Genomic DNA, 18,414 nt, shown 5'->3' on the forward strand with positions numbered 1-18,414 from the left:
ATAAAATCAGCAGCCGGGAATAGGCAGAGAATGACTCTGAACCAAAGTGTACCCTATTGCCTGCTTTTCTGTTTTGAATAGACTATCTTTTTGATTGTTTCATTGGCCAGGAAGTATTCGCCCGCCAGCACTTCAACCGGCTTTCCGTTCCGGAATGCCTTCCTGATCTCCTCATTGCGTGCATCGATCTGCTTCCGGCCCCCGGAGGTTTCCCCCCATTTTCGCCGGGCAGCCCCAGGCTTTGGAATATAAATCATTTCACCTTGAATATATTTCTGGATCTCCGCTATTAGCTCTTCAGGCAAAACAGCGGCTGCTTTTACATAGCTCATTTCGGCCAGCTCCTTATTTTAATGGTTTCTAAATAAGGGGCAAAGCCAGTAATAGAAATGAGATCACATTGTAAGGGCGATTATATGAATCTTCTCCCCATGCAAAGTATCGCCTTTCCTCTTACAGGCTTTGCATGAGCCGCTCCAGTATCCGGCAGCCAGAATGTTTCTGCCATTATATCCACCTCCCGATTATCCTGATTTTGGTATCCATTATAGTACAATTCGAGTGTATTTGCATGATTTTTTCATATGAACAGGGAAGATGCCCTCTGCTTCCCCTTTCCGTCTCGAGGAACTGATCAGGATTAAATGCTACAAAAAAAAGCACGGAAAGAGCAGAAGCCCATTTCCATGCTTTCTTATTCTAACAGCAATTGCCCGTATTCCCCAGCAGTACAAGGCCTTTCTTGTCTCCGCTAAGATCAAGGACCAGGTCCTCCACATTCGGTTCAATGATTGGATCGATTGCTACTTTGATTTCATTGATTGTAGATACATTATCGTCCTCTTCCGGCTCATCCAGAGCCAGTCCTACTTTTGGCTGTCCTCAGCCATAGCCTGCGAAATATATGCGGATATTCCGGACATTTTCTTTTTCAAACATCTGCTTTAAGATATCGCGTGCCTGATCAGTGATTTGCATCTGCATTTCCTCCTTTGCTGTTATTATTACTTTACCATACAAACACCCGGGCTGGTATCAAATCAGCCTCTGCACCCCCTAAGACTTCCATCCAATTGATTCCTGCGATTGCATTTTTGCCCCAAGACTGTCAGACTAGGATTGACAGATTATGAAGGCGAAGGTGAAAAGCTTGATTGAAGTTAGAATCTCAAACATTACTGATGACGAAACCAATAAAGGTGTGTTCGCTACCCGTGATATCAAAAAGGGAGAGCTGATCCACAGAGCCCCGGTACTTGCCTATCCAAATGAAGAACATAAATATATTGAGAAAACCAGGCTCGCCGACTATGTATTTGAGTATGGGACAAACCATTCTGCCCTTCTCCTTGGGTATGGAATGCTGTTCAACCATTCCTATGAGCCGAATGCCGATTATGAAATCAGTTTCGAGAATCACTCTTTTGATTTCTATGCTTACAAGGATATAAAAAAAGATGAAGAAATCATGATCAACTATAACGGCGATCCTGATGATGATGCTCTCCTATGGTTTAACGGAGGAGAAGAATAAGGAGGGGCAGCTTCCCTCCTTATTCACTCTGCCATCCTGTTGTTCACATAATATACAAGCCCCATCATAATGGCTATACAGAGCATGATTAGGAATTTCGGTGAACCCACACCCAGAATGCCGCCGATAAGGAGAACAATGCCAAGAACCGCTTCCGTTCCTCCGACCAAATGGGCCAGTTTCTTTTTATCCCTCACCCTTTTTTCATTAAACCCTGATAAAAGCCACGTCATTTTCTTAACTCCTACCAAAAAACCAAGCACAAGAAAAATAGTCCCAAAAATAATCAAATCCTGATTCATTCATTCCATCTCCTTAAAATTTCTTCACTATTGTTAAATTAGAATAAAGTTTGCAGAAGCGAGGAATCACGTTCACCCCTTGCCACATCTGACTTCAAAGGCATTACCCAACTTATTTCATGAGAATAAAGTTTGCTCAAAGATTTGCCCATTTTCAGCCGAAAAGTAACTCTAAAAGTAAAAAAGATAAGAATAAAGTTTGCTTAAACATAGTGGAGAGACCACCATACTAGGGGAGTGACCAAAACCCAATTAGGGCACCTAACGGTGCCCCCTGTACCATAACCGATTCTTGCCTTCTAATCTGGTGCCTATGCAATTGTATTTTTTAAATTTGTTGGAATTGCCGAAATTGGTGGAGGGGGATCTTAATTGGCTATGGTTAAGAGAAGATAAGCCATTAATGGGGTGTTTTCGGAGGAGTTGCCTTGGCGTAATAAGGTGGTAATTACTACATTTCGAACATTCCCATGCGGAGTATATGCTGCTATGGAGGAGTCCTTCCGTATTTGAGGATGGGGTATACCTTATTTATACGATTGGATAGATGCTGGTATCTGTTTAGTGGGTGTTTCAGTAATGATATTCGCACCTCGCCAATAAATGAGGTATCGAAGATACCTTTAATCCATCGGCCTCATACATAGCACCTTACGGTTTCTCATATACCACCGTCAATCCCATACTTTCCACGTTACCCATACATAATTATTTATTTTTATTTTTTAATAATTTCTTTATGGGCGAGTGCTTATGTCTGAAGCACGGTATACCTTCATGGACGTGGGCTTTCCTTGGAAGATGAAGCACTCTACTATACCTTACGGTTTTGCCTGTACCACCGCCGTTTCCATACTTACCTCCTGACCCCATACCTAATTATTTATATATATTTATTTTTAAGGGCGAGGACCTTGCTTGGGGCATGTTACACGTTGCTGGACGTGGGCTTCCCTTGAAAGATGGAGCACTCTACTATACCTTGCGGTTTCCCCTGTACCACCGCCATTCCCCATACTTACCAAATTGACCTATGCCTAATTATTTATATATTTATTTGTTTTTTTATGGGCGAGAACCTTGCTTGTGGCGTGTTGCACGTTGCTGGACGTGGGCTTTCCTTAATTGGTTTGGTTCTATTACTACTCATTCAAAGTGATACACGAACACCCCTTGTGATGTCTTTATTCTTAGATATTATCTAACCCGAAAGGGATACCTTAACCCCCACGAAAAACCTTTGCTAGCCTATAAAAAACATAAAAAAACCCCGTGAATATACCCATACTATGGATACACCCACGAGACTTCGTGCAAACTTTTTTCTTCTTATGCAGACTTTTTTCTCATTCTGCAAACTTTATTCTGATTCAACATATTTATCTGTGTACAATTTGTAGAAAAAGAAACGACAGAAATAATATAGACTATCACTAATTGAGTAAGCATAATCCCCCTTCTTTCTATTGAAACCAATATAAAAAAGAAAGGAGCGCTTTGGTATGTATTTGGGAATTAAAAAATGCTATAAATGGCATTATCTTTTATGAATGTAAAAAGAGCCAAAATACGAAAGTAGTGTATTTAGGCTCTTTATGAAGTAACGCACCATTATATGTAGTATGGTATTTGACCTAATTCAACGTAAATGAAGATATAAAAACAGCCTATTTACTAACTATTTTTACTTATTATATTTAGTAAATAATAGTTTTCAACGTAAACAACGATAGGGCTTTACTTGGAGGGGTGGGTATGATAGGCTGGTTTGCCTACTGAAACACGTGCTTCAGCCTTTCAAGACAAATCATACCCACAGAGTCTCCAAGTCAAGTCCTTAAACGCTTTTCTATGGTTACATGTAAACAGTATAAAGGGTGCACCATATCAGTGCTTTGAAAAGGATACTATATATAAGGGACGTTAGTTGAAGATTCAAATTAACTTTTAATACTTTTTATATACTTTGTAACATTACCCAAACAGCAACTTCCTTGTGGATTGTTTACCTCACAACCACATCGGTTTTCCTTTATGTTTTCTCGAATATGTTCAATTGGATTAGGAGAAAGTTCTTGTTTTACATATTTCTTAATTTTCTCTTTTGTCCAGTCAAAGCAATAGCAAATAGGTGTTATTACATAGTCATCTTTTTGATGTACTGCTACCTTTATGTCAGATGTAAGATATTTCTTATTATCAGCATCAAAATAAACTACATCACACTCTTTACTTAAACAGAAATAGTGATTTACATTCGCATTTAAAGTTTCTAATGCAGTCGGTTTAAGTAATGATTTTAGTGTAATCAACTTTACGTTTTTTGCTTTATTATTACAAGATGGGCAAGCACCATTATTTTCCGTTACCACTTCATTAACCTTACTACTACAACAATCCATCGTTCTCCCACCTTTATTTAAACCGCCCTATAGTAATAACTTCAACAAAAAGAGCGTAAATCATTGTCGGATCAACGCACCCTTTAGTTTAATAAGAATTACACTAGGCAAAAAGGCAAGGGAACAAAAATTTTCCCTTGCTATGAAACCTTATTTTTATTCTTTAACCTTTAGTAATCTTAAACTGTTTAATGTAACAAGCAATGTTGCGCCCATATCGGCAAATATAGCAATCCATAGGGTCAACCATCCGGGCATAACTAATAGTAATGCCACTAATTTAATGGCTAAAGAGAAGGTAATGTTTTGCTTGATAATGGTTAATGCCTTACGGCTTAATTTAATGGTATATGGCAACTTGCTTAAATCATCAGACATTAATGCAATATCGGCTGTTTCTAGTGCTGTATCAGTTCCAGCACCACCCATCGCTACACCGACCGTTGAAGCCGCAAGTGCTGGTGCATCATTTACACCATCTCCTACCATTGCCACACTTTGATGCTTTCCACGAAGTTCTTTAATAAAGTTTAATTTATCTTCTGGAAGTAAATCGGCTTTAATATCTGAAACACCAACCTGTTTCCCAATGGCTTCTGCTGTTCGTTTATTGTCACCAGTCAGCATTACTGTTTCAATTCCCATATGATTCAATTTGTTGATGACTTCTTTTGATGTTTCTCTCATTTCATCTGCTACGGCAATTAGCGAAAGGATTTCTTTATCCGTTCCCAAAACCATCACCGTTTTTCCTTCTATTTGCATACGAGTAATTTTCTCTTGAATGGTACTTTCAATTGTTTGATGCAATTCTTCAAACAAATTTGGACTTCCGACATAATACATTTCATTATTTACTCTTGCTTTTACACCTTTACCCGTAATTGATTGAAAGTCTTCTACCGACATTCCATTAAAGTTCAAGCCGTTTTCTTCTGCTTTTCTTATAATGGCTGAAGCAAGTGGATGTTGTGATCCTTTTTCAATGGCTGCTGTAACTGCAAGCAATTCGTTTTTATCGTCACCATATGTCACGATGTCTGTTACAGTAGGAATTCCTTTTGTTAATGTTCCTGTTTTATCAAAAGCAATGGCTTTAAGGGCTCCTGCTTCTTCTAAATGAATACCACCTTTAATTAAAACACCATTTTTCGCTGCATTTCCAATAGCAGTAACAATCGATACCGGCGTGGAAACAACTAAAGCACACGGACAACCAACAACTAAAACTGCCAACCCTTGATAAATCCATTCACTCCAATCCCCACCAAATAATGGAGGTATAACAGCGATTAAAAGGGCCAAAATCATAATAGATGGTGTATAGTATTTCGCAAATTTATCGACAAATGCTTGAGAAGGTGCTCGTTCTGCTTGTGCTTCTTCTACAAGATGAATAATTTTTGAAAGAGTAGTATCTTCCACTCGTTTGGTTACTTTAACTTCGAGCAATCCTTCTTCATTTAATGTTCCCGCAAACACTTCATCATCAATTGTTTTTGTTACCGGAACACTTTCCCCAGTAATTGCAGCCTGATTTAATGTTGAAGTTCCTTTGATAACTACTCCATCCATTGCTAACTTTTGACCCGGTTTTACAATCATAATGTCTCCAACTTGAACATCATCAACGTGGATTATCATTTCTTCATTCCCACGACGGACTAATGCTTCTTTTGGAGCAATATCCATCAATGATTCAATGGATTGACGAGCCTTATCCATTGAATAGCGCTCTAATGCTTCACTAATCGCAAATAGGATAACAACAGTTGCACCTTCACCCCATTCACCAATGATTGCAGCACCTATAATGGCAATCGTCATTAGTGTATTCATATCAAATTGTAATCTGCTTAAATTTTTTAGACCTTTAATAAACAGCGAATATCCACCAATTAACATGGATGCTGCATAACCAATAGTTGGAAGAATATGCTCTTCCCCGTATTGCGCCCCTAAAAACCAACTAATCAACAGTAATATCGCTGAAATATAGACCTTAATATTTTCTTTTTGCTTCCAGAATGGTTCACGTTCTACTCTCTGTTCTTTTTCATCCCGAATCTTTAAATTTTCAAATGCTCCTGCTTTTTCTAGTTCTTCAATCGTTGCAGTACCTTTCACATACACTTTAGATGCTCCAAAATTTACTTTCGCATCATCAACACCGGGCAATTCTTTTACATTATTTTCAAAAATGGCTGCACAATTTACACAAGTAAATCCTTGAACACGATATGCTTTCATTTCTTCTTCAGTTAAATTGGGTTGTTGATTAGACATTGACTTTCACCTCTTTCTTATGTGCTAACGCAATAGTGATTAATTGCTTGATGTGGTCATCATCTAGTGAGTAAAACGCTAATTTGCCTTCTTTTCGGTATTTTACAATCCCTTGTTTATGAAGAGTTCGTAGGTGATGAGATGCTGTTGCAACGGTAGAACCTATAATATTGGCGACATCACACACACATAGTTCGTCATCTTGACATAAAGCAAAGGATATTTTTGCTCTGTTTTCATCTGCAAGTGCTTTAAATAATAAGGCAACACTAGACATATCCTCTTTTTCTAATTCGCCTTGTATTCGATTAACTTTTTCTTCGTCATAACAATAAATTTCACAAGTATCCTTCTTACCCATTAGTTTCACTCCCTTTTCATTCAAATATTCATTTGAATATATTATAACCCTTTTTTATCTTTATTCAAACATTTATTTGAATGAAATAAAAACAAAAATGCTTGGATAAAAAATCCAAGCACTTTTTCTTAACTGCTTTCGTCTGATTCAACCCAATTACCTGTTTGTTAAAATAGGAATGAGAACAAGGCATTGAATGTCCCATTTTCATACATAATATAAATTCCTAATCCTATAAAGACAATTGGAACAATCCAACGTTCATACTTTTCTATTTTTTCCGATACGAATTCCAAGTGTGCTAAACGATAGCCCACGTAGAGTAAAACCCCAATCATTATTAAAAAGACAATAATAGAGACAATGATTTCAGTCCCATTTAATGTTGTGAAATACGGTACATAAATGGAAAAGTCATCCGCACTGGAAGACAATACAATAAAAGTGACCGTTAGAAATAATTGATTAAACCTACCTGATGAAAATAAGGACAAAATGTTGCTTTCATCTTCATCTTGTTCTCCTTTAATCCATATTTTTATTCCTAAATAAATTGGTAAAAGTCCAAGAAGTCCTATAACCCATTGTTGAGGGATCAAGTTGGCAACACCTAAAGAAACTAAAAGACTTGCTCCTATAACAATTATCGTTCCAACATACTTTCCTATCCAAATATGTATTTCCTGTCCTTTTTTTATTTGCGAAAACAATAGAATTAAAATAACAAGATAATCAATCCCTGTCGCTACATAAATAGTTGCGGCTGTAAGTATCGTTGTTATCATTTATTTACCTCCAAAATTTCAATTTTTAATTTTTTAAACAAAGGAAAGACCCGACTCCCTTTGAAATAATTCTTTTTTGTTCTAAAATATCGAACCCTGTTTCCTCAAGATGATTTGTAAATTCATCCCAAGTAAAGTAGGCTTCTGGCGGATGATCTAATTTAAAATAAGTGGCAAAAAAATGAGAAGCATCTTTATTCAAATCTTCGACTAAAAGTACCCCTCCAGACTTTAAAACTCGATAAAGTTCTGTAATAGCATCTTTCCATTGAGGAATATGATGCAGTATTCCGAAAACAAAAACAGCATCAAACTTATCGGAGTCTAAATGTGTTTCTAACACGCTGCCAACAAAGAAATTTAATTCGGGATATGCTTGTTTTGCCTTTTCAATTTGTGATGGCATAATATCGAACCCTATCAATTCAGCAGGACTAAATTCTTGAATTAACTTTGTACTATATCCTGATCCACACCCAGCATCTAATACTACTTTTCCCTCCAAAGAAAGATTATTCTTATCTAAAAACTCTTTAAAGGTTTTAAACTCAATGTTCTTTTGAAGCCATTTCCTCATTGGATTATTCATCAAATGAAATTCGATTTTATTTAATTCCATAACAATCACCCCTTTATTCAAATATTCATTTGAATGTATTATATCAAATTCATTTTATTATTCAAATATGCATTTGAATAAAATTACAAAATTTACATAAAAAAAGAATTGGAAAAGTCCCAATTCTAATACAAACTTTGTTAAATTATCCTGCCGGTTAATACAAAAAGCACTGCCTTACAAATATGTATAAATATAAGCATATAAGCGTTTATACGTTAATGTATTGAGAAATGATTCAAAATGATTTATAAACATAAACATACTGCCAAAACCTACATCATTTAAATGCCAGAAACATTTTGGTATTCAATTTCCATTTAAATGCTTTGATTTCGGATATTTACCCACCGAAAGTAACGTTACAACTCTACTACATTTTATTTTGAAACTGCTTGTTCCAAATGCTTATTCATTTCAATAAGAGTACCTGTTTCATTATTTACCGAAAGAACCTTTCCATCAATGCTATATTCTTCACCAATTCGCAAGTCCGGGTCTTCTTGTTTTAGTAACTCCAAACATTTATATGTAGAGATAAGTTGACCTCTACAGAATTCAATAAAATTCTGGTTAGACATTCCATTAACGGAATAAATTTTAGATTGTTCAACTCCTGTATAATATCCAGTCAATTCCTGCATAAGGGAATTGGAAAAATATTGTGCACATTGCGCATTAATTTCCTTCCAAGTATCCATTCTGGTATGAACTACTATATGACCCCTTGAAGTCTTGTCAATCGATACCCCGCCACTAATCAAATAATGTCTTAGTTTTTCCTTTAAATTTATGTTCTCCCCATTTTGCAAATAGTACTGGGAAAAAACATATATAAATGAATTCATATATATTTCACTATTAACCAAGTAAATAAGATTCTTTTTTACAGTATCTTCCTTGTATTTTCTATCTTTATATTCATTATAAGAATGCTCGATTGTTTTATTTGATGCCTTAGAGAGACTTGCCGTTAAATAGACATATACCCCCGTAATAGAGACCAATAAAATATTTATTAATACTGTTAATGCTCCATTATTTTCATTTAGAAAATTTATACCTTCTTGTATAAGGCTCATATTGGTTGCTTCTCCTTTTCCCCAATTGCTGGAACCATATCTACATTTAGAGGGTTAAGTTCTTTTTTAATTCATCATCAATTTCTTCTAAACAAGCAATACATAAAAATTCTTTTGCTCTACTAAATGCAACATACCCAATTCTACAAGTATCTTGCTTGTCTCCAAACCTTAATTGCTTGTCCACTTCTAGCCATTTTTTTAACTCATTTTTACTCTTTGCAATTACTAGAACCGCATCAGCCTGTAATCCCTTTGATTTGTGAATGGTAAGATGATAATCTTTAATTTCTTTAATACTGCTAGAGTATTGCAGTTCGAGATTAATCTTGTTAATAAATCCCTCTGCAATATGGTCTGGATTATGTTGTACCTTTTTATGAACAGATTTATAAGGATCGCATTTGAAGTTTGTTTTTAACAATGAGATTATCTCACTGCTATTTATAAATGGATTTGATTTAATGCTTTCTACTATTTTAAAGCAGAGTTGTCTATAGGCTAAATCATCTATTCCCAACTCCATCATAATACTTGTCCTGCTCTTATTTAAGATTTCGCAAATGAACGTTGAACACTCTCTTAATAACTGTATTGAATTAGAATCGCTATCATCTTTTTGAACCAATCCATATTCATTTTCAACTGTCTTAAATGTGCTGCGTCTGTATCCCAAAAAGAATCTTGTTGATGGGCTATTTTCACACATGGTTCTATCATTACACAGGGAATTAAATGAATTAATAATCTCCCGCAAATCATAAGTATCCGAAATAAAAGTCACTTTATTATTGGTGTTATTATCCTCATTTGTTTTTTGTTGAGTGATTGATGTATGGAAGTTATTAATAAAATCAATAATTGTTAAACTTGACCTATTATTACTATCCAGATATTCCTTATCAATAGTTCCACTGTTTATCGCTTTATATATTGGCCGCTTATCTAAAGTTTGAATTTGACCACCTTGATTTTGAAAAGTCATTATACTTTGCTCCGGATCACCTACAAAATACATTTCCGTTGCGGATGCTTTTCTTATTTCTTCAAAAATATTAAACTGTCCTGAGTTTGCATCTTGAAATTCATCCACAAATAAAAATTGTAGCCTTTGAGAAACAAGTTCTCTAATCTTTTTGTTTTCTTTTAATAAATTACTAGATAATGACACAATTTTTTCATAGGGAACTACTCCCTTTTTCACGATATTATTCTTAATAATGTTCTCTTCTTTTCTGTCATTGGCCTTTATACTCACATCTTTATAAACAACCTGCTCTGGTAAAACACCTTGAACCACCCCAAATGGTTTAAGTATAAAACGCACTAAAAAACTATGAATAGTTCCAATAAAGACATTTGGGGGAATAACCGTTTTCTCCATTAAGCGTTCCTTAATTTCATTAGTTGCAGAGTTTGTGTACGTAATTACAGCAAGAAATCTATGGTGTTCAAGCAATGGTAGTCTATTGATCACTTTTTCAATTATATAATGAGTTTTCCCTGCACCCGGTCCAGCAATGACTAGTGTAGGTTTTATTTTTTTAGCCATAAACTTTACCCCTTTATAAACTCGAATGCGTTTTTAATATACTTTGGGATCTTGAATTCCACATCTTCTTTCTTTAATTCGTCACAAAGATTAAAGGCAAATTCAGATTTATATTCCTCTACTAATTCAAAAAATGAATTTGTATCAATTTCCTTGTCCCCAATTTCTGCAATATATTTTGGTCCGTTTATAGGTCTAGTTGCTTTCAGTGCATTTAATAATAACTCTTTACCTTTACCACTTTTGTTAGCACTTATTAATTCCTTTTCAAATGTCTCTTTGTTCACTTCAACTTTTATAGGGCCATCTGTAGTTTCATATTCTTTTTTTAGATTATCCGCACGATTTTCCGTCTTCTTTCCAACATCTCCGTCTGTAAGCACTGCACATTTAATAAAATAACCATTTTTTACAATCTCTAAGAAGTGCTTAAAAGCAACCCCATTTACATTAACTATGTTGCAGCCTATACTTTCTATTGATTTTTTGGAAAATAATTGGTAAATTACAGGTACAATAATTTCTTCCGCAATTCCTTCTACCAAAATGATCCTTCGTGCATAGAACATACTAGACTTTGTAGCATCTAAGTACTTCCCAAGATAATGCCGGTGAACCTTCCCCTTTTTATCATTTCCAAACCCATCAAGTAAAAAATGTTCTTTTACTTTACCACTTTCATTAAATAAAACTACCATATTGTCCATATTTAAAGCACTTGTTATATGGGTAGAATGCGATGTTAATATAATCTGCAAATCTTCTCTTTTTTCGTTTATTGATTGTATATTGCTAGCAAGATGCCTTTGTAAATGCGGGTGCAAATGTGCTTCAGGCTCTTCGATACCTACAATTCGGAAGCATGTCTCAATATTATCATCTGGTGCCAAGCGGGAAAGGATTAAGGAAATATATAAAAGGTTATTTCTTCCCAATCCATTTCTATCAATGCTGATTGGCTCTTGACCATAGATTAGGCTTAACTTTTTTAGAATTTCTCCTGTTTCTAATGTTGAAAAGTGAAAATCAACATTATTACTGCCTGTTGTTTCTTGCAATGATATCTTTTCTAATTGCTCTATCAGTGTCTTTCTTATATTTTTCAGTTGTTCGTTATCTTTAATTTTTTCGTCAAGATTGCTCAGAACTCCCTTTATGTCTTCATAGGCTGTTTCGTCATTTTGGTTTAGAACCCTAAATAACAATTTGTAATCACCGTTAGCAATTAACTCCCTTTTTGCATCACGAAGAGCATCCAGTAGTTCTAGTTTCAACATTCCAAGGAAATAAGGATCAACACGATTAGTACTGTCATTTCCACCATAAATGAGATATTGATATTTTTTTATTGGAAATTCAATAAAATTTAAAAGTTTCTCTTCTTGCCACTCTTTATTTTCTTCTTTTAACTTTTGTATATATTCTCTTTGTTGTTCAACCCACTCTTTACAATTAAAGCCGTTAGAAGGTTTAAACAAATACGTCAGTTTAGCCTTATTCATAGAGTTGTCAGAAAACCAATCACCAACAACTGATAATTGTTTAGTATCCATCTCCTCAAATGTGAGTTGAACTTCTACTTCTGGAAATTTAACATTTTTGGGAGTAATCGTTGTATCTAATACATCCTCCTTGAATTTGATTCTAGATTTATAGTTTATATCATCCAACTGCAACATTCGTTTTCTTAACATTGTAATATCCTGACTTAAAATGAGACCAATTGATTCTAGTAAATTAGTTTTACCAATGTTGTTTTCACCAATTATAGTCGTAAACTTTTTTAACTTAGTCTTAAAGGGTTCGTTCCCAAAATTCCGATAATTTTTGATTGAGATATTAGAAATATACACTTTGATAATCCTCCAATAGCATTAAAAATATCCACCATTTAACATTAGCATAAATAAGTAGACAACCTCTATAAAATAATAGTAGGAAGAGTCTGTAGTATAAATAACAAGCAAAAACACCCAAATATTTAAAATCACAGTGTTAATAATTCGTTCTCCTTCTTAACCTAGCCCAAACTTTAGACATTAGAAGAAATATAAAACCACCTATGCCCAGTCGCCCCTTTTAATGCATGTGCTGTTTCTAAACAACAAAAAAGGCAAGGAGTTTATCTCCCTACCTCTTTTCTATTCAAATACCACATATTTCCTCAGTACTTTCATAGCACGTACCGCATCTTCGTCAGTTCTAATATTTATACCAGATAGTTCACTTGTAATTTTCTTTATGATGTCAATTACCCTCCTATCAACTAATTGCAATTCACAACATAATTCTGAAACCCGATGAAAATTAACACTAAACTCCATACGCTTGTCTTCCTTTGGAACCAATTTTAAATACAATTTACTCATCATAATTCTCCTCCCTATCAAGTTGGGCTCTAAGAGAATAATAGGCGTCCATATTTTCAATTGTTACGTACTCATTGACTAAATCAAGAACTTCCTCATAACTTTTCAAACCATCATGTTTAAAACGATAATTCAGTTCCTCACACTTATCAAATTCCTCTAAATATTCAAGCATTGCTTCTGCCTTCCACATTACATGATAGACATTTCCCTCTGGACCTGACCAATCGATTTTTATAATTGGTCTACCATATTTTGTTTTCAAATTGCCACCCCCTCATCAGTTGCTAAACTAATTGGGAAGTAACAAAGGTTCGGGATTTTATTCCTTTTTCTTAACTTCACGTACTCTCTCTCTGTCATCTCTTTCATTATCATTGAATTATTTTCGCCATAGAAAGCAAATATGAAGTCAATATTTTTCATAGACATTCTTTCAAGTGTCTGTAAACTAAACACATTTAAGAAAATTGGACTGAAAGTAAGTATAGTTTCATTAAACCTTAAAGATGTAACATATTCCGTCATATCCAGAGGCTTATAGTAATAGATAAGTTCTTGCATTGGTTTAGAGAAAATATCAAACTTACTAATGGCAAGGCCCTTCTCTTCCGAAAATTTAATCAGTTCATGCTTATGTTCACTAAACTCCTCTTGAACCTCATGTTCATTATTGTTCTTTCTAATCAATACAGATAGTGCTCTAACTTCTTTCATATTAACACGCTCCTAATAGTTTTTTTGAAGTTCGACATAGTTAAAAAATTATGCTTTCACCGATTCTAGTTCAGATTCGAAATATCCTATACCTTCTATAATCTTTCTTTTTAAAATAATTCTTTACTTCCTTTTCAAGATCACTAAAATGGTATTTAAGACTTGCATAAGTTGGAATTCCAACAAGTAATCCTAAAATAGTGATAAGCGCTTTGTCATCGATGTTCATTAAAATATTAACCACAAGCATGATGGTTAAACACGACAAGAATATAATCCATCGGGTCATTCTTTTATTTACCTCTCCATGTAGTTTTAATTTCCCTGACAGAACTCCCGCAGACGTGCCCCCGATGTACAAAAGCCAAGTTTCTTGTGTCATTTGAAATTCGCCTAAAAAAAGTACGAGTGGGTAAGTTAGAACGGTTATGAACATCATTGTAACGATTTTTCCAATTAGCAAGGCGATCTTTGCAGTTTTTTCACTTTTGAACCGTGGTTTTATCATTTTTTTACCTCCCGTTTTTCATTTGCTTTTGTCCAACGCCCAACACTGCACGATACTGAGGATACAATTAGGAGAATTAGAATTAGAAATGTTACGGCAAAATTAGGCTGGTTATCTACTATATAGTTTGTTGCCAATCCTAATATTCCCCCCATGATGAGTGAGTAGATTGCCATTCCTTTATAGTTCATTTCTATAATTGTTTTTCGCATCCAGTTCATTATTTTCCCCCCTACCTCTAATTTGATATCCATTTTTCAAATAGAATTGAATTACAATTGATCTAATTATAAATATTGTGGTTTTCAAATACTTTGTTACTTGCATCTGCCAACTCTTCTTTAATTTCGGCAAGCATGTAGAGTTTAGTTAAAGAAAGTAATCTCTTAAAGGGGGTTACAAACACCCCAATATCCTGCTTTCTACCGGTATCAATTCCTTCTTTTGCAAATATCAGCGGGAATTGGTGCGAAGTAAACATATCGATACAGTTTATACACTCTCTAAAATCCCTAAAAGAAAAGATACTGTCAATTACAACTGCCTCAATACCTTCTTGCCTTAGCCACTTAAAGAAGTTTTCTTGCATATTTAGATTTCTTGTAAGTTGAATGAATTCTTTCTTTTCTTTTTCAGTAATAACGTCATAGGTTGTTATTAACTCCAATTTAAATTGTGAAATAAGAATATCCGAATACGAATAAATACTGTCGTCCTTGAACTTTAGATGCCCCACTTTCTTAATTTCCAACTTTTTGAATCCCATAAAAATCCGCCTCCTTCCAATTGGTGTTCCTTATTGTCCATACAGTTTTTTACCACTCTTCGTAATCACCTTCTATGAAAAGGCCCATTGGCAAAATATATTGTGCTTTCACCTCAATACAATCTGGGTGGACAATATAGCCTTTTTCCAATACATATTTAACAGGAACAGGTAACATATAATCAGTAATTTCACCTTTCCTTGCATCATCTATATGTTGTGTTAATACACACATAATTGAGTGACCGCAGTCTGGTAGCCACACATAATAATAGTCGAGTTCTTTAGGTAGTTCAGAATGATAAGATCGTAATTTTCCAATCATAAAACATCCCTTCTTTCGTCATAATTTTCTCTTTGCTTCCTTTTACAAACAATTAAAATTAGTTGCTGGCTAATAATTCCCAAGCGTTAATTTGAATCTCTATGAAAGGTACACCATTTAATGATCCTCAAGAATCCGAATTTCTTTAACAATTTTGTGCTCAATGTTTGCTAGATAAGTTTGTTGTTGTTCTGACATTTCAGGCCAAAATCTATCAAATAATGAACGAATGATACTCAATTTCTCTTCTAAGTCTTGTAATCTTTTATGCCTTGAATTATTCATTCCCCCGCCTCCTTTAGATATATCAAAGGTTTCTAGTCAAACCTTGTAACCGTCAAGTAGAAATCAACAGTTTTTAGCAAATAAGATTAAACAGTTTTCATCAATTAAGATTCAACACTCTGGTTATCAAATAACGCTTTTCTGTATTTCATTCTGATACTGTCCTGTTCTTCGCTGAAGGTCAAAATTTCACTCCGATGAAGGAGACGATCCAGTATGGCTGTCGTAAGTGTCGGATCCCCAAGGAACTTTCCCCATTCTCCAGGACCTTTATTAGAGGTAAGGATAAATGCAGCTTTGTCATACATCTCATATATAAATTGAAAGAATAAATGGGCATCCTGTGGTTCATAAGCCATATACATGACATCATCAATGATAATCAGATCAGATTTGACTATACGGTTATATCTTGTTTTAGATTTACTAATGTACTCTCTTGATTTTAAGACATAAATTAAACGATCCATTGATATAAAAGAAACCTGGTACCCACGCTCTATTGCGTGGATACCTAAGGCAGTTGATAGATGGGTCTTGCCGACACCTGTTGGTCCCATCATAATTAAGGTATAAAATTCATCAACCCATGATAAATGTTTTAAAATATTTAGCTGTTTTTCTCCAATCGCTGTCTGTTCCTCAAGTCTAAAGTTTTCAAATGTTAAAGCTTCTGGAAACTCAGCCCACTTCATTAATCTTTCACTGTTTTTTCTTTCCCTACAACGCATTTCATGACTAAGAAACTCATGGATAAATTCATGATAGGTCCATCCCTTTGCCTCAGCTTCCCTTAGAAGAGAAGGTAATTCCTTGGCTGTTTCAGCCAGACGTAAGGTTCTGCATTTATCCTGAAGTGATTCGTAAGGTTGGCTCATTGATTTGCTCCTCCTTGAAGGACACTAAAATAAATATCTTCCCTTCGTTCGGGGGCAACTAATTCCTTATATTTCTCGTTAGCGATTCCAGTTTCTTTATGTTTCTTTCGGCTATGGATTTCTAAAGTAATGGCAATATCCCTAAGATCATTTGCACTAGTCAACCGCAACCGTTTCATTTCGCTAAGTGCCTCATCGATGAAAGATGGATGTTTTAAAATGACAGATTGTACAACTTTAAGCTGATCTACTATATGGCGTGGATATTGATCAGAGAGAATTTCCATCAGCCAACTTGCAGCTTGTTTATCGGTTAACATTTCTTTGATTTGCTGTATTAATAGATCCCGTTTAGGCTGTTCACGTTCCCGATGGGAAGGCTCTGAAATAACAGCACCACTTCCTTGTGCAATTTTATGCTTGGCTAGTGGTTGCCCATTTTGCTGCAGTCGTATGTATAGATACTCAGTATCTGTTCCGACATAAGCTATATTGGGAGCTCCTTTTCGGTAAGTACCGCGCGGTACGCTGTACCTGTTCCCATCAAACCGTATAACATTGTCTTTGTTTATAGTTCTTGTTATACTGGTACCTAAGATATCTTCAAAAATGTAAGTACCGGAGACCGGTTGTAGGTGTGGCTTTTCCAGGGCGAACACCTCGACAGGTCTCTTTTTTATATTATGATGTACTTTATAATTCCCGGTTCTCTTTAACCAACTCATACTAGATTCCTGCCAATCTAGTAGATTATCAAAAGTACGGTTTTTCGCAAAGTTATTCTTTACATATTTCACTACTTGCTCTATTTTCCCTTTAGACTCTGGATCAGACTTTCTGCATAGGTAGACCTTAAACTTTCTTGTCTGTTGATATTTTGTGAATTCCACCGTCATGATAAGATCTCCAGCGTTTTCACTAACAGCGAGTAAACGATCTTGGTCGTAGACGATTTCAATAGACATGCCTCCATAAAAACGGAAGGCATTTTCATGCATTCTAATAAGATCTGATGCTCGAAAAGGTCGGTCTAGCCATTCTACATATTTATATCTTGAATGGGCTAAAACGAATCCAATAAAGTAGAGCCGTTTAAATGTTCCATTCGTTGTAGAGACCTTCACCTGGCCAAAATCTACTTGTAACTGTTGAGCCATTGGAAGGTCCGGGACTGTACTATAACTTCTCTCAGAAACCATTTTAGGGATATGATAAGCTTCACGTAACTCATTGACATAATTCCTCACAGTTCCTTCTGAGACAGCACTAACGTCTAATTTCTCCCCCAACCAGTCCAATACTTGAGCTCCTGATAAGTCTGGGTGTTCCTTTAACCATCCAATGATTTTTTCCCGAAAGGGATCTAGCTTTTTACTCCGGCTTTGTAATGAGATTGAAAACGAGTAAAACTCTTCTGGTGACATCTTTCCATATTCAATTACTCTATTCCTAGAAATCTTTAATTTTCTAGCTATCGCACTATTTGTAAAACCCTCACTGCGAAGCTTATGAACCTCGTTGTAGATCATCAGTCTTTCCACTCCTGTTTATTCCTCGCTTTCCATAGACTGATTTAAGTATATAGAAAGGGGATCAATTAAGATAAACTGTTGATTCTTAATTGTTGGAATCTGTTTAGCTTT

At 35.1% G+C, this 18,414-nt stretch carries 22 protein-coding genes; 2 read left to right on the forward strand and 20 right to left on the reverse strand.

From position 1 onward, the window contains the following. Positions 1 to 53: 53 nt before the first annotated feature. A complete protein-coding gene (locus Q9R36_RS23765) occupies positions 54 to 332 on the reverse strand; it encodes a CD3324 family protein (RefSeq protein WP_253615984.1) in 279 nt (92 codons plus the stop codon). An 818-nt stretch (positions 333 to 1,150) separates the two neighbouring features. Here Q9R36_RS23765 and Q9R36_RS23770 point away from each other — a divergent pair. Next, the gene (locus Q9R36_RS23770; protein ID WP_035403454.1) at positions 1,151 to 1,534 is read left to right on the forward strand and encodes an SET domain-containing protein; all 384 of its coding nucleotides are present in this window, start codon (positions 1,151 to 1,153) and stop codon (positions 1,532 to 1,534) included. A 23-nt stretch (positions 1,535 to 1,557) separates the two neighbouring features. Here the strand turns inward: Q9R36_RS23770 and Q9R36_RS23775 are convergent, their stop codons facing one another. Continuing rightward, positions 1,558 to 1,836, reverse strand: a complete 279-nt coding sequence (locus Q9R36_RS23775; protein ID WP_101552525.1) for a DUF3784 domain-containing protein — start codon at positions 1,834 to 1,836, stop codon at positions 1,558 to 1,560. Positions 1,837 to 2,358: 522 nt separating this feature from the next. Between Q9R36_RS23775 and Q9R36_RS23780 the strand changes: the two genes are divergently transcribed. Further along, entirely contained in the window at positions 2,359 to 2,439 is an 81-nt protein-coding gene (locus Q9R36_RS23780; protein ID WP_311226016.1) for a YnfA family protein, read from the forward strand. A 1,337-nt stretch (positions 2,440 to 3,776) separates the two neighbouring features. Here Q9R36_RS23780 and Q9R36_RS23785 read toward each other — a convergent pair. The 18 genes from Q9R36_RS23785 to istA form a co-directional block, all read right to left on the reverse strand. Continuing rightward, complete coding sequence (locus Q9R36_RS23785) at positions 3,777 to 4,238, reverse strand: putative iron-sulfur cluster-binding metallochaperone (RefSeq protein WP_098799333.1); 462 nt, start codon at positions 4,236 to 4,238, stop codon at positions 3,777 to 3,779. A gap of 156 nt (positions 4,239 to 4,394) precedes the next feature. Further along, entirely contained in the window at positions 4,395 to 6,524 is a 2,130-nt protein-coding gene (locus tag Q9R36_RS23790) for a heavy metal translocating P-type ATPase (protein WP_098799334.1), read from the reverse strand. After that, positions 6,517 to 6,885: an ArsR/SmtB family transcription factor gene (locus Q9R36_RS23795; RefSeq protein WP_066192486.1), complete on the reverse strand. Its 369-nt coding sequence runs from the start codon at positions 6,883 to 6,885 to the stop codon at positions 6,517 to 6,519. The genes Q9R36_RS23790 and Q9R36_RS23795 overlap by 8 nt, the downstream gene beginning before the upstream one ends. Before the next feature lie 167 nt (positions 6,886 to 7,052). Beyond that, a complete protein-coding gene (locus Q9R36_RS23800; RefSeq protein ID WP_098799335.1) occupies positions 7,053 to 7,670 on the reverse strand; it encodes a CadD family cadmium resistance transporter in 618 nt (205 codons plus the stop codon). A 25-nt stretch (positions 7,671 to 7,695) separates the two neighbouring features. Further along, complete coding sequence (locus Q9R36_RS23805) at positions 7,696 to 8,289, reverse strand: class I SAM-dependent methyltransferase (protein WP_098799336.1); 594 nt, start codon at positions 8,287 to 8,289, stop codon at positions 7,696 to 7,698. A 380-nt stretch (positions 8,290 to 8,669) separates the two neighbouring features. Then, complete coding sequence (locus Q9R36_RS23810; protein ID WP_098799337.1) at positions 8,670 to 9,371, reverse strand: hypothetical protein; 702 nt, start codon at positions 9,369 to 9,371, stop codon at positions 8,670 to 8,672. Between the two features lie 46 nt (positions 9,372 to 9,417). Next, positions 9,418 to 10,923 (reverse strand): UvrD-helicase domain-containing protein, encoded by a 1,506-nt coding sequence (locus Q9R36_RS23815; protein ID WP_098799338.1) that lies wholly within the window; start codon positions 10,921 to 10,923, stop codon positions 9,418 to 9,420. A 5-nt stretch (positions 10,924 to 10,928) separates the two neighbouring features. Further along, positions 10,929 to 12,776 (reverse strand): ATP-dependent nuclease, encoded by a 1,848-nt coding sequence (locus Q9R36_RS23820; RefSeq protein WP_311225983.1) that lies wholly within the window; start codon positions 12,774 to 12,776, stop codon positions 10,929 to 10,931. A gap of 288 nt (positions 12,777 to 13,064) precedes the next feature. Continuing rightward, the gene (locus Q9R36_RS23825) at positions 13,065 to 13,295 is read right to left on the reverse strand and encodes a hypothetical protein (RefSeq protein WP_159347165.1); all 231 of its coding nucleotides are present in this window, start codon (positions 13,293 to 13,295) and stop codon (positions 13,065 to 13,067) included. After that, complete coding sequence (locus Q9R36_RS23830) at positions 13,285 to 13,557, reverse strand: hypothetical protein (protein WP_159347163.1); 273 nt, start codon at positions 13,555 to 13,557, stop codon at positions 13,285 to 13,287. The genes Q9R36_RS23825 and Q9R36_RS23830 overlap by 11 nt, the downstream gene beginning before the upstream one ends. After that, positions 13,554 to 14,009 (reverse strand): hypothetical protein, encoded by a 456-nt coding sequence (locus Q9R36_RS23835; protein WP_311225984.1) that lies wholly within the window; start codon positions 14,007 to 14,009, stop codon positions 13,554 to 13,556. The genes Q9R36_RS23830 and Q9R36_RS23835 overlap by 4 nt, the downstream gene beginning before the upstream one ends. A 70-nt stretch (positions 14,010 to 14,079) precedes the next feature. Next, positions 14,080 to 14,517 (reverse strand): hypothetical protein, encoded by a 438-nt coding sequence (locus Q9R36_RS23840; protein ID WP_311225985.1) that lies wholly within the window; start codon positions 14,515 to 14,517, stop codon positions 14,080 to 14,082. After that, entirely contained in the window at positions 14,514 to 14,738 is a 225-nt protein-coding gene (locus tag Q9R36_RS23845) for a hypothetical protein (RefSeq protein ID WP_311225986.1), read from the reverse strand. The genes Q9R36_RS23840 and Q9R36_RS23845 overlap by 4 nt, the downstream gene beginning before the upstream one ends. A 62-nt stretch (positions 14,739 to 14,800) precedes the next feature. Next, positions 14,801 to 15,283 carry a hypothetical protein gene (locus tag Q9R36_RS23850; RefSeq protein WP_311225987.1) on the reverse strand — a complete coding sequence of 161 codons (483 nt, stop codon included), beginning with the start codon at positions 15,281 to 15,283 and terminating at the stop codon, positions 14,801 to 14,803. A 49-nt stretch (positions 15,284 to 15,332) separates the two neighbouring features. Next, the gene (locus tag Q9R36_RS23855; protein WP_311225988.1) at positions 15,333 to 15,608 is read right to left on the reverse strand and encodes a hypothetical protein; all 276 of its coding nucleotides are present in this window, start codon (positions 15,606 to 15,608) and stop codon (positions 15,333 to 15,335) included. 117 nt (positions 15,609 to 15,725) lie between these two features. Continuing rightward, positions 15,726 to 15,893, reverse strand: coding sequence for a hypothetical protein (locus Q9R36_RS23860; RefSeq protein ID WP_311225989.1), 168 nt, complete (start codon positions 15,891 to 15,893; stop codon positions 15,726 to 15,728). A 104-nt stretch (positions 15,894 to 15,997) separates the two neighbouring features. Continuing rightward, positions 15,998 to 16,771 (reverse strand): IS21-like element helper ATPase IstB, encoded by a 774-nt coding sequence (gene istB, locus Q9R36_RS23865; RefSeq protein ID WP_009792737.1) that lies wholly within the window; start codon positions 16,769 to 16,771, stop codon positions 15,998 to 16,000. Further along, positions 16,768 to 18,300 carry an IS21 family transposase gene (istA, locus tag Q9R36_RS23870; protein WP_101548984.1) on the reverse strand — a complete coding sequence of 511 codons (1,533 nt, stop codon included), beginning with the start codon at positions 18,298 to 18,300 and terminating at the stop codon, positions 16,768 to 16,770. The genes istB and istA overlap by 4 nt, the downstream gene beginning before the upstream one ends. Positions 18,301 to 18,414 lie beyond the last annotated feature (114 nt).

The sequence above is a fragment of the Bacillus sp. AG4(2022) genome, from assembly GCF_031844465.1.
Classification (GTDB): domain Bacteria; phylum Bacillota; class Bacilli; order Bacillales; family Cytobacillaceae; genus Bacillus_AB; species Bacillus_AB infantis.